Origin of the sequence: Halomonas sp. A020, assembly GCF_027943625.1 — a bacterium.
Classification (GTDB): domain Bacteria; phylum Pseudomonadota; class Gammaproteobacteria; order Pseudomonadales; family Halomonadaceae; genus Vreelandella; species Vreelandella piezotolerans.
In genome coordinates, this window is sequence record NZ_AP022850.1 from 621,355 (window position 1) to 633,523 (window position 12,169).

The 12,169-nt window shown below is 56.7% G+C and carries 6 protein-coding genes, 2 tRNA genes and 3 rRNA genes; 2 read left to right on the top strand and 9 right to left on the bottom strand.

The genetic code is table 11. The features are described from left to right. Positions 1–147 precede the first annotated feature (147 nt). On the top strand, positions 148–840 hold the full coding sequence (locus tag FRH_RS02870; protein WP_281997701.1) for a type 1 glutamine amidotransferase: 693 nt from the start codon (positions 148–150) through the stop codon (positions 838–840). Between the two features lie 25 nt (positions 841–865). Here FRH_RS02870 and mnmH read toward each other — a convergent pair whose 3' ends face one another. The 4 genes from mnmH to FRH_RS02890 form a co-directional block, all read right to left on the bottom strand. Beyond that, positions 866–1,954 carry a tRNA 2-selenouridine(34) synthase MnmH gene (mnmH, locus tag FRH_RS02875; RefSeq protein WP_281997702.1) on the bottom strand — a complete coding sequence of 363 codons (1,089 nt, stop codon included), beginning with the start codon at positions 1,952–1,954 and terminating at the stop codon, positions 866–868. Next, complete coding sequence (selD, locus tag FRH_RS02880; RefSeq protein WP_139526869.1) at positions 1,951–2,988, bottom strand: selenide, water dikinase SelD; 1,038 nt, start codon at positions 2,986–2,988, stop codon at positions 1,951–1,953. Before selD ends, mnmH begins: the two co-directional genes overlap by 4 nt. 34 nt (positions 2,989–3,022) lie before the next feature. Then, positions 3,023–4,396 carry a DNA repair protein RadA gene (radA, locus tag FRH_RS02885; RefSeq protein WP_139526265.1) on the bottom strand — a complete coding sequence of 458 codons (1,374 nt, stop codon included), beginning with the start codon at positions 4,394–4,396 and terminating at the stop codon, positions 3,023–3,025. Between the two features lie 98 nt (positions 4,397–4,494). After that, entirely contained in the window at positions 4,495–4,944 is a 450-nt protein-coding gene (locus FRH_RS02890; protein ID WP_139526264.1) for a copper resistance protein NlpE N-terminal domain-containing protein, read from the bottom strand. A 182-nt stretch (positions 4,945–5,126) separates the two neighbouring features. On the opposite strand from FRH_RS02890, the gene hisC reads away from it, so the two are divergent. Next, the gene (hisC, locus tag FRH_RS02895; RefSeq protein WP_281997703.1) at positions 5,127–6,191 is read left to right on the top strand and encodes a histidinol-phosphate transaminase; all 1,065 of its coding nucleotides are present in this window, start codon (positions 5,127–5,129) and stop codon (positions 6,189–6,191) included. Between the two features lie 385 nt (positions 6,192–6,576). Here the strand turns inward: hisC and rrf are convergent. From rrf to FRH_RS02920, 5 genes are all read right to left on the bottom strand, one after another. Continuing rightward, positions 6,577–6,692: ribosomal RNA gene (rrf, locus tag FRH_RS02900) — 5S ribosomal RNA — on the bottom strand. Between the two features lie 162 nt (positions 6,693–6,854). Beyond that, positions 6,855–9,745, bottom strand: a 23S ribosomal RNA gene (locus tag FRH_RS02905). Between the two features lie 213 nt (positions 9,746–9,958). Next, a tRNA-Ala gene (locus FRH_RS02910) sits at positions 9,959–10,034 on the bottom strand. A gap of 104 nt (positions 10,035–10,138) precedes the next feature. Then, positions 10,139–10,215: transfer RNA gene (locus FRH_RS02915), tRNA-Ile, on the bottom strand. Between the two features lie 220 nt (positions 10,216–10,435). Then, a 16S ribosomal RNA gene (locus tag FRH_RS02920) occupies positions 10,436–11,968 on the bottom strand. The 16S, 23S and 5S rRNA genes sit together here with 2 tRNA genes alongside, the layout of an rRNA operon. Positions 11,969–12,169 lie beyond the last annotated feature (201 nt).

Sequence of the window (12,169 nt, forward strand, 5' to 3'; positions counted from 1 at the left end):
GTCCTGAGTCACTCTGTTGGTGAAAGTATGTGGGTGAAACTGAGTTGGCGAAACTGAGTTGGTGAATCGAACACGATACGTTATCGTCGCACCCACGCGGCGGGTACACCGCTGCACTCGATGTGCTCGGCCGGCGAGGAGATTACCATGCATATTCATCTGCTACAGCACGGCCCTGACCATGGCCCCGCCCGTCTGACCGACTGGCTTGAGAGTATGGGCCATAGTTACACCGTTTTTCATCTTTACGCGGGAGAACTCACGCCCCGCCCTGGAGAGTCCGATGCGCTCATCGTGCTGGATGGCACCGATAGCCTAGTTAGCGAGCCTCCCGCCTGGCACAAAGCGGAGCGTAAGCTGATCCATCGCTACCTGGATGGTCAAAAACCCGTGATGGGCATTGGCTTGGGCGCGCTATGGATCGCAGAAGCACTCGAGGCCGTCATCGCCCCCGGCACCTACCCCGAAACCGGTTGGCACACCGTTACCCTAGCGCCGGAAAGCGGCTTCGATTTACCCGAGCAGTTCGAGGCATTCATGTGGCATCGTTTGGTATTCAGCCTACCCGATGGTGCGATTCCGCTGGGCGGCAGCGCGGCGGCGCCGCTACAGGGGTTTAGCTGGGATGTCGGCCGGGTAGTAGGCTTGCTATGCCACGTCGAGACCACCCAAGCGAGCCTCGCTCCGCTGCTTCGCGATCCCGACCGCCCCAAGGCGAAAAGCACCTCCACCGGGCGTTTTTTGCAAACCGATGAGGAGATACTGGAAGACCCCGCGCGCTTTCAGCGCTTGGCACCGCTGCTGGATCGCGTCATGACTCAGTGGCTTAAGAGCGCTTGATGCCCCACCGCTCGGGGCGTCACCGTTAAGTACTCCACTGCCGCGCAGCAGCAAGACAGCTCTCCCAATCGCCCACGAAGAGCTCTGCGGGCCGATTGTTCTGCTGCTTTTCCAGGTGGTAACGGTAAAGGGGGTCGTAATACTCGGTGAGTAGCGGGGCGAGCCACGCCTCATGGGCCTGGATATCGCCAGCGGCATGAGCTCTGAACGCCATGGTCTGCAGACGCTGCAGGCGCTGTAGACGCGCATTGCCCAGGCGCTTGGCCAGCCGTTCCAGGGCGCTCGACAGTTGGCGCTGCATACGTCGTCGTCCCTCTTCCGGGCCAAAGCGCGCTGCATAGCCCTGCTCTAGCGCTTCGATATAGTCGCGACGCAACTGATCTAGTCGCCAATCGAGCGGCATCTCGATGCGAATACGCGGCGCGCGCTGCAGGGCGTACCAAACCTCTAGCGGAATGTTGGCGTTGCCGATTTGCCGCGACTCATCCTCAAAGACGAGCTTGCCCGTCTGCCCTATCAAACGCTGGGCCAAGGCATGCTCGAAGTCGATTTGCGTCGTGGGTTCCTCGGGCTGTCGGCCAAACGCAGAGCCTTTGTGATTGGCACAGGCTTCCAAATCGATCCCATTGGGCAGTCGATGGATCAGTGCAGTCTTCGCGCAACCGGTCAGCCCGGCGATCACCAGCATGGGTTGGCGAGCGGCTTCATCGATTCGCTGGCAAAGCCGTTGGCGAAGCGCCTTCCAACCTCCCTCGATACGCGGACGATGAACTCCAGTATCGGCCAGCCACTGCTGAGCAATTTTCGAGCGTAGCCCGCCGCGAAAGCAGTAAACGATCGCCTCTGGGTGCTGGGCCAAGTACTGCTGCCAAGCAGCGATCCTGGCTTGTTTCACCTCACCACTGACCAGCCGCTCACCTAACGCAATGGCGGCCTGTTGGCCCTGCTGTTTGTAAGCAATGCCAACCTGATGGCGCTCTTCGTCTACCATCAGCGGCAAATTGACCGCCCCCGGAAGGCTGCCTTGGGCAAACTCAACTGGGGCGCGCACATCGATCAGCGGTATGTTCGCTGCAATCAGTTCAAGAGAGGCTGGCGTGGTCGACAGCGTCATCCAACGACCTCGATGCTTATCTTGCCCTGGGCTGCTTTGAGGGTGCCGAACGGCGCTAGCGTGAGCCCATGCTCGCGTCCAATACGTTCTACGTCATCTTCCCAGGCGGGATCCACACTGATCAGCAGGCCACCAGAGGTCTGCGGGTCGCATAGCCACTGCCAGTGGGCGTCATCCATCGCCGGTAGCGCGCTCCCCAGTGCGTCACGATTACGCAAGGCACCACCAGGCACGGCGCCTTGGCGACGGTAACCTTCCGCCTCGGCGAGCCTAGGCAGGCGACGAAAATCGATCTCGGCCATCACGCCACTGGCACTACACATTTCACTGAGATGACCCGCCAAACCAAAGCCGGTCACGTCCGTCATGGCATTGACGCCCTTCACTTGAGCGAGCGCGACCCCGATGGCGTTGGGTTTGAGCATGGTTTCCCGAGCGAGACCATGGTGCCCAGCTTCCAGCAGTCCGCGCTTTTCGGCCGTGGTGAGCATGCCGACACCGAGCGGTTTGGTCAGAAACAGCAGATCGCCGGGTTTGGCTTGGCTGTTGAGTTTCAAATGGTCGAGATCGACCAGGCCGTTTACCGCTAAACCAAACATTGGCTCTGGGGCATCGATGGAGTGTCCACCGGCCAGGGCAATGCCCAGCTCGCGGCAGACCGCTTGGGCACCTGCGACCACATCGCCGGCAATGTCTGGGCCCAGCTTATCCAGCGGCCAACCCAAAATGCCCAGCGCCATGACGGGAGTACCTCCCATGGCGTATACATCGCTAATGGCGTTGGTTGCGGCGATACGACCAAAATCGAACGGGTCATCGACGATGGGCATGAAAAAGTCGGTGGTCGCAATCATGCCGCGACCATCGCCCAGATCATAGACGGCGGCATCTTCACGACCTTGATTGCCTACGATCAGCCGCTGGTGCCCCGCCGCAGGCCCGGCTTTGGCGAGAATGCCATCGAGTACGTCCGGAGCGATCTTGCAGCCGCAGCCCGCTCCGTGGCTATATTGGGTCAAGCGAATCGAACTCATCATCCCTCTCCTTTTTGGTTAAGCATAGCCGAAGTTACAGCGCTTCCAGGGCATCGCTCAATTTATCCACGGGAATCACTTCCATGCCTTTGGGGGCCTGCTTGGGTGCATTGGCGCGCGGGACGATGGCGCGAAGAAAACCGTGCTTGGCCGCTTCTGCAATACGCTCCTGGCCGCTGGGGACCGGGCGTATCTCACCGGAAAGTCCTACCTCACCAAACACCACCAGCTCCTTGGGAAGCGCGCGGTTCTGCAGGCTGGACACCACGGCCAGCAGTACGGCAAGATCCGCACTGGTTTCCAGCACCTTGACACCACCTACCACATTCAGGAAAACGTCCTGATCCCCGGTAAACAGCCCACCATGGCGATTCAATACAGCCAGCAGCATGGCCAGGCGATTCTGATCGACCCCGACGGCCACACGACGCGGGTTGCCCAGAGCAGACTCATCGACGAGGGCTTGCACTTCGACCAGGATCGGCCGGGTTCCTTCCCACACCACCATGACGAGGCTGCCCGGCGCCTGCTGTTCCTGACGCGAGAGGAAGATGGCACTGGGGTTCTTGACCTCCTTGAGGCCTTGTTCAAGCATGGCGAAAACGCCCAGCTCGTTGACGGCACCAAAACGGTTCTTCTGGCCGCGTAGGGTGCGAAAGCGGGAGTCGGCGCCGCCTTCCAGCAGTAGCGAGGCGTCGATCATATGTTCGAGCACTTTGGGACCCGCCAGCGTGCCATCCTTGGTGACGTGCCCCACCAGCAGCAGCACGGTATGGGTCTGCTTGGCAAAGCGAGTCAGTGCAGCGGCGGACTCGCGCACCTGGGCAACGCCGCCAGGGGCCGAGCTAATATCCTCCAAATGCATGGTTTGAATGGAGTCGATGACCAATATTTCCGGCTTCTCTCGCTCTGCCACCGCTAGAATGGTCTCGACACTGGTCTCTGCCAACATCTTCAAGCCATTGGTGGGTAACTGCAGGCGGTGGGCGCGCATGGCCACCTGGGACAGCGACTCTTCTCCCGTGACATAGAGAATACGCCGCTGCTGGGCAAGCTTGCAGGCGGTTTGTAGCAACAGCGTCGATTTACCGGCTCCCGGGTTACCGCCCAGCAGCACGGCAGACCCTGGCACTAAACCACCGCCGAGTACGCGGTCGAACTCGGCGAAGGTCGAGGTCAGCCTGGGAACTTCGCTTAAATCGACATTGCTGAGATCCACCACGTCGCGCGACAGATCGCCTGCGTAACCAGCTCGCCCGCTGGATGCGGTGCCGCTACCGGGACGAGCGCTTGCCAGTTTGACCTCTGTGAGCGTGTTCCACTCTTGGCAGCTGGTACATTGACCTTGCCATTTACGATACTCTGCACCGCATTCAGTGCAGACAAAGGCACTTTTCGCTTTTGCCACCGCCTGTTCGCTCCTTTTCTTGTGTCACGTAAAGGGCTAAAAGAGTGCTCAGAAATGCAAAAGGCGGCCAGTGGCCGCCTTCGAGCGTCGTATAGGGCTTATTGACGCTGTAACTGCAACATCTCGCCATTTTCGAAACGGCGGCGCTCAGGGTCGATCAGCTCCAGAGTACGCTCATCGATGCGCTGGAAGTAGTAGATCTGACCGTCGCCGTTCGGCGTAAGCTCGTAGACCGTTGCGTCGGGGTCAGAGGGCGTGCCGGTCAACACTTCCCAGTTACCGGCGTAGTTCTCGTCTGGCGGTGTCTGGGGATGGTTACGGTAGGTAGCATCCAGAGTGAACGTACGCTCTTCCGGAGCACTCATCTCTTCACCAACCAGCGTAACATCCAGGTCAATGCCGTCACAGTTACGGCAAGGCAGGGTGCCTTGATAGTTAGCCTGCGATGCTGTCATCCCTGCATCGTCGCGCTGATCCGTTGGGCCAGCTGCACAGCCCGCCAACAGTGCCAACATAGCCGAACCGGCTAGCAAACTCCTGAATTGCATTGGGTGTCTCCTTATGGTGTTGGACATACATTTCTTTCGCGCGCTTATGACAGCATAACCGCTACAAGGTGCGACGCCCACCCCCACGCAGACAGTTATCGCATGCCACAGGGAAGGCTTGCGCTCTTGCGGCCATCAGGCGACCATGGTGCGATTACCGCTAGGATAATCAGGTTACGCTCATGAGCCAATATTGGAGCCCTGCCATTAGGGATCTGACGCCTTACGTGCCGGGTGAACAACCCCGCGAACGTGTCATCAAACTCAATACCAACGAAAATCCTTACCCGCCCGCGCCTGGCGTGAGCGAGGCGCTGCGCCAGTATGCGATCGATCATTTGCGTCTTTACCCTGATCCAACCTCGCTGTCGTTGCGGGAAACCTTGGCAAAGACCTATGGCGTTAGCGTAGCAGAAACCTTCGTAGGGAACGGCTCCGACGAGGTGTTGGCCTTCGCTTTTCAGGCGTTTTTTTGCCAAGGCGCTCCGTTGGATGTTCCCTCGATCACCTACAGCTTCTATCCCGTCTATGCCAATTTGTATGGCGTCGAGTTACGTAAGCACTCACTCAACGACCAGTGGGAAGTCGACTTGGACGCTTTGGCGAGCGCCTCTGAGCGTGCTGGGGTAATTTTTGCCAACCCTAATGCGCCAACCGGACATGCCCACCCGCTCGCCAGTATCGAAGCCCTGCTGAAGCGCGTGACGGATCGGGTGGTGTTGGTCGACGAAGCTTACGTCGATTTTGGCGCTGAGAGCGCGGTGGCTCTTATCGAGCGTTATCCCAACCTGCTAGTCACCGGTACGTTTTCGAAGTCGCGCAGCTTGGCCGGGCTTCGCCTCGGCTACGCGATTGGTTCTCCCGAGCTGATCGAAGGCTTACAACGAGTGAAGGACTCGTTCAACTCCTATCCGGTCGACAGCCTAGCCAGCGTCGTAGGGATCGAAGCATTGAAAGACACCCAACACTTCGACGCCTGCCGAAACAACGTCATAGCTACTAGGGAGCGCACGCGTCAGCGCTTGGAAGCCCTTGGCTTCGAAGTGCTACCCTCGAAAGCCAACTTCCTGATGGCCCAGCACCCGGACGTTGCCGGAGCGCAGCTGTTTGCAGGGCTTCGTGAGCGAGGTATTTTAGTACGCCACTTCAATACCGATCTGCTCAACAACTTCCTGCGCATCTCCATCGGCACCGATGACGAGATGGATAGCTTTATCGAAGCGCTAGAGTCCCTATGCGGTCAATAGCTTTACTTAGCTTCCCGCAATGCTGAAGCACCTGATGCTTGAACACCAAAACCCAGCCACTTGGCTGGGTTTTTAGTATGCAGTGTACATTCTCTGTTGGGTACTGCGTCCACACGGCAGAAAGCCCCGTACACGGTGTGTACGGGGCTTATCGAGCGCGCAACAAAGAACCCAGCCGGTTGGCTGGGTTCTTTGCGGTATAAGTGCCTGATTATGTTCGGGCCGGCCACCCGGCGGGCGGCGCTCCGCGACTTTACTCGTCTCATCCTGAGACTCGCCCTTCGGGCCCGCTGAAGCGGTTCCCGTTCGTTCCCGACAAACGGCTCCAGGGAGAGACCCCTTAACGACAAAACCCCGACCAGATGGCCGGGGTTTCTTAATAAGTGCCTGACGATGACCTACTCTCGCATGGGGAGACCCCACACTACCATCGGCGCTAAGCGGTTTCACTTCTGAGTTCGGCATGGGATCAGGTGGTTCACGCGTGCTATGGTCGTCAGGCGTAACTGGCTATGTACATCATGCTAACTGTTTTTACCTAAATTGTGATCGTCTCATCGCCTGCCGCCCTGGCTGTTGCCTGGGCCACACGCTGCGTATCCGGCTTTCTGTTGATCTCTCAACCTTAACGTCATCATTACGACCAGACCCCTTGGGTGTTATAGGGTCAAGCCTCACGGGCCATTAGTACACGTTAGCTCAACGCCTTGCAGCGCTTCCACACCGTGCCTATCAACCAGCTGGTCTCGCTGGGCCCTTTAGGAGACTCTAGGTCTCAGGGATGTCTCATCTTGAAGGGGGCTTCCCGCTTAGATGCTTTCAGCGGTTATCCCGTCCGACCATAGCTACCCGGCAATGCCACTGGCGTGACAACCGGAACACCAGAGGGTCGTCCACTCCGGTCCTCTCGTACTAGGAGCAGCTCTTCTCAAACATCCAACGCCCACGGCAGATAGGGACCGAACTGTCTCACGACGTTCTAAACCCAGCTCGCGTACCACTTTAAATGGCGAACAGCCATACCCTTGGGACCGACTTCAGCCCCAGGATGTGATGAGCCGACATCGAGGTGCCAAACACCGCCGTCGATGTGAACTCTTGGGCGGTATCAGCCTGTTATCCCCGGAGTACCTTTTATCCGTTGAGCGATGGCCCTTCCATACAGAACCACCGGATCACTAGAACCTGCTTTCGCACCTGCTCGACGTGTCTGTCTCGCAGTCAAGCACCCTTATGCTCTTGCACTCATTGCACGATGTCCGACCGTGCTGAGGGTACCTTCGTGCTCCTCCGTTACGCTTTGGGAGGAGACCGCCCCAGTCAAACTACCCACCACACACTGTCCTCGATCCGGATCACGGACCTGAGTGAGAACGCCAATGATGCCAGGCTGGTATTTCAAGGTTGGCTCCACCCGAACTGGCGTCCGGGTTTCAAAGCCTCCCAGCTATCCTACACAGGCAACATCAGCGTCCAGTGTGAAGCTATAGTAAAGGTTCACGGGGTCTTTCCGTCTAGCCGCGGGTACACCGCATCTTCACGGCGATTTCAATTTCACTGAGTCTCGGGTGGAGACAGCGTGGCCATCATTACGCCATTCGTGCAGGTCGGAACTTACCCGACAAGGAATTTCGCTACCTTAGGACCGTTATAGTTACGGCCGCCGTTTACCGGGGCTTCGATCAAGAGCGTCGGCCGAGGCCTAACACCATCACTTAACCTTCCGGCACCGGGCAGGCGTCACACCCTATACGTCCGCTTGCGCGTTAGCAGAGTGCTGTGTTTTTACTAAACAGTTGCAGCCACCTGGTATCTTCGACCGGTTCGGGCTGAAGGAGCAAGTCCTCTCACCCTACGCCGGCGTGCCTTCTCCCGAAGTTACGGCACCATTTTGCCTAGTTCCTTCACCCGAGTTCTCTCAAGCGCCTTGGGATTCTCACCCTGACCACCTGTGTCGGTTTGGGGTACGGTCGCACATGATCTGAAGCTTAGAGGCTTTTCCTGGAAGCGTGGCATCAATGACTTCGACACCGTAGTGTCTTCGTTTCGTGTCTCGGCCTTGAGCACCCGGATTTACCTAAGCGCTCAGCCTACTCACTTTCACCAGGACAACCAACGCCTGGCTCACCTAGCCTTCTCCGTCCCCCCATCGCAATCATGTCCGGTACGGGAATATTGACCCGTTTCCCATCGACTACGCCTTTCGGCCTCGCCTTAGGGGCCGACTCACTCTGCTCCGATTAGCGTCGAACAGAAACCCTTGGTCTTCCGGCGAGGGAGTTTTTCACTCCCTTTATCGTTACTCATGTCAGCATTCGCACTCGTGATACCTCCAGCATGCTTCTCAACACACCTTCATCGGCTTACACGACGCTCCTCTACCGCTCACACATAGTGTGAACCCGTAGCTTCGGTACCTGGTTTAGCCCCGTTACATCTTCCGCGCAGGCCGACTCGACTAGTGAGCTATTACGCTTTCTTTAAAGGATGGCTGCTTCTAAGCCAACCTCCTAGCTGTCTGAGCCTTCCCACATCGTTTCCCACTTAACCAGGATTTGGGGACCTTAGCTGACGGTCTGGGTTGTTTCCCTTTTCACGACGGACGTTAGCACCCGCCGTGTGTCTCCCACGCTCGCACTCACCGGTATTCGGAGTTTGCCTCGGGTTGGTAAGTCGGGATGACCCCCTAGCCGAAACAGTGCTCTACCCCCGGCGGTGATACGTGAGGCGCTACCTAAATAGCTTTCGAGGAGAACCAGCTATCTCCGAGCTTGATTAGCCTTTCACTCCGATCCACAAGTCATCCAAATCTTTTTCAACAGATCCTGGTTCGGGCCTCCAGTTGATGTTACTCAACCTTCACCCTGCTCATGGATAGATCGCTCGGTTTCGGGTCTATATCCAGCGACTGTGTCGCCCAGTTAAGACTCGGTTTCCCTACGGCTCCCCTATACGGTTAACCTCGCCACTGAATATAAGTCGCTGACCCATTATACAAAAGGTACGCAGTCACGGAACAAGTCCGCTCCTACTGCTTGTACGCACACGGTTTCAGGATCTATTTCACTCCCCTCTCCGGGGTTCTTTTCGCCTTTCCCTCACGGTACTGGTTCACTATCGGTCAGCCAGGAGTATTTAGCCTTGGAGGATGGTCCCCCCGTCTTCAGTCAAGGTTTCTCGTGCCCCGACCTACTCGATTTCACGTGATCAGATTTTCGACTACGGGGCTATCACCCGCTATGGCCAGACTTCCCAATCTGTTCGCCTAATCTTTCACACGCTTAAGGGCTGGTCCCCGTTCGCTCGCCGCTACTAGGGGAATCTCGGTTGATTTCTTTTCCTCAGGGTACTTAGATGTTTCAGTTCCCCTGGTTCGCCTCTTACGCCTATGGATTCAGCGCAAGATACTCATCTTGTGATGAGTGGGTTTCCCCATTCAGAGATGTCCGGGTCACAGGTCGTTTGCCACCTCACCGAACCTTATCGCAGGCTACCAGGTCTTTCATCGCCTCTGGCTGCCTAGGCATCCACCGTGTGCGCTTCATTGCTTGACCCTATAACCCGAAGGGGTCTGGTGTCTCGCAATGATAACGATTGCCGGATACGCTTGAGACGTATCACTTAACAATTACGTATGAACGTTTCAATAAACGTTCATGTCAGCATGATATACATTGTTAAAGAGCGACTGTTCAGTGAACAGTGATAAGGCAACGCTAATGCGTCTGACTTATCAATGGTCACGAAACAACAAACGGTGTCGAGAATGGTGGAGCCAAGCGGGATCGAACCGCTGACCTCCTGCGTGCAAGGCAGGCGCTCTCCCAGCTGAGCTATGGCCCCATCTTGTAGCACTTTACTTCCACAAATTTCTGTAAGACAAGGCAAAATGCGACGACGTATAGCCTGCTATACGAGGAACATTTTAACGCCGTATTACAGGAATTTGGTGGGTCTGGGCAGACTTGAACTGCCGACCTCACCCTTATCAGGGGTGCGCTCTAACCAACTGAGCTACAGACCCGTGCTTCTAACGACCTCTCGTTACTGCATCGGCTGGCCGACCTCACCCTCCTTTCCATTTAAGATCAGGGGGTGCGCTCTAACCAACTGAGCTACAGACCCGGTCATTTCGCTGTATGCTTGAGCTTGTTGCCCAAACAAAGCAGAAATAGCTACCGTTTGCTCTACTATCTGATCAGGTAATTCATTGTGAGCGCTTACCGCGAGGATGAGTCATCGGTTAAGGAGGTGATCCAGCCGCAGGTTCCCCTACGGCTACCTTGTTACGACTTCACCCCAGTCATGAACCACACCGTGGTGATCGCCCTCTTGCGTTAGGCTAACCACTTCTGGTGCAGTCCACTCCCATGGTGTGACGGGCGGTGTGTACAAGGCCCGGGAACGTATTCACCGTAGCATTCTGATCTACGATTACTAGCGATTCCGACTTCACGGAGTCGAGTTGCAGACTCCGATCCGGACTGAGATCGGCTTTTCGGGATTGGCTCACTCTCGCGAGTTGGCAACCCTTTGTACCGACCATTGTAGCACGTGTGTAGCCCTACTCGTAAGGGCCATGATGACTTGACGTCGTCCCCACCTTCCTCCGGTTTGTCACCGGCAGTCTCCTTAGAGTTCCCGCCATTACGCGCTGGCAAATAAGGACAAGGGTTGCGCTCGTTACGGGACTTAACCCAACATTTCACAACACGAGCTGACGACAGCCATGCAGCACCTGTCTCTGCGTTCCCGAAGGCACTAAGGTATCTCTACCAAATTCGCAGGATGTCAAGAGTAGGTAAGGTTCTTCGCGTTGCATCGAATTAAACCACATGCTCCACCGCTTGTGCGGGCCCCCGTCAATTCATTTGAGTTTTAACCTTGCGGCCGTACTCCCCAGGCGGTCGACTTATCGCGTTAACTTCGCCACAAAGTGCGCTAGGCACCCAACGGCTGGTCGACATCGTTTACGGCGTGGACTACCAGGGTATCTAATCCTGTTTGCTACCCACGCTTTCGCACCTCAGTGTCAGTGTCAGTCCAGAAGGCCGCCTTCGCCACTGGTATTCCTCCCGATCTCTACGCATTTCACCGCTACACCGGGAATTCTACCTTCCTCTCCTGCACTCTAGCTTGACAGTTCCGGATGCCGTTCCCAGGTTGAGCCCGGGGCTTTCACAACCGGCTTATCAAGCCACCTACGCGCGCTTTACGCCCAGTAATTCCGATTAACGCTTGCACCCTCCGTATTACCGCGGCTGCTGGCACGGAGTTAGCCGGTGCTTCTTCTGCGAGTGATGTCTTTCCTAGCGGGTATTAACCGCTAGGCGTTCTTCCTCGCTGAAAGTGCTTTACAACCCGAGGGCCTTCTTCACACACGCGGCATGGCTGGATCAGGGTTCCCCCCATTGTCCAATATTCCCCACTGCTGCCTCCCGTAGGAGTTCGGGCCGTGTCTCAGTCCCGATGTGGCTGATCATCCTCTCAGACCAGCTACGGATCGTGGCCTTGGTGAGCCGTTACCTCACCAACTAGCTAATCCGACATAGGCTCATCCGATAGCGGGAGCCGAAGCCCCCTTTCTCCCGTAGGACGTATGCGGTATTAGCCTGGGTTTCCCCAGGTTATCCCCCACTACCGGGCAGATTCCTATGCATTACTCACCCGTCCGCCGCTCGTCAGCATCCAGCAAGCTGGATCTGTTACCGCTCGACTTGCATGTGTTAGGCCTGCCGCCAGCGTTCAATCTGAGCCATGATCAAACTCTTCAGTTTAAGATCAATGCGGTTCTTACCTGTCACCGAAGCAACAGAAGCGAACCAAACTTGGCTCAAGGGTCAAACGAATTCATTCATTAGGCCGAAGCCTGTTTGACGAGTCGCTTGCCTTGATAATAGGTGATTTATCACCCTCATCGGCAAGCGCCCACATGAATTACCTGATCAAATTGTTAAAGAGCAACTTTCTTAATATCG

Bases quoted from the DNA above. Each gene is read 5' to 3' on its own strand.
- FRH_RS02870 (WP_281997701.1), top strand. From the start codon at position 148: ATGCATATTCATCTGCTACAGCACGGCCCTGACCATGGCCCCGCCCGT.
- mnmH (WP_281997702.1), bottom strand. From the start codon at position 1,954: ATGACGCTGTCGACCACGCCAGCCTCTCTTGAACTGATTGCAGCGAAC.
- FRH_RS02890 (WP_139526264.1), bottom strand. From the start codon at position 4,944: ATGCAATTCAGGAGTTTGCTAGCCGGTTCGGCTATGTTGGCACTGTTG.
- hisC (WP_281997703.1), top strand. From the start codon at position 5,127: ATGAGCCAATATTGGAGCCCTGCCATTAGGGATCTGACGCCTTACGTG.
- selD (WP_139526869.1), bottom strand. From the start codon at position 2,988: ATGAGTTCGATTCGCTTGACCCAATATAGCCACGGAGCGGGCTGCGGC.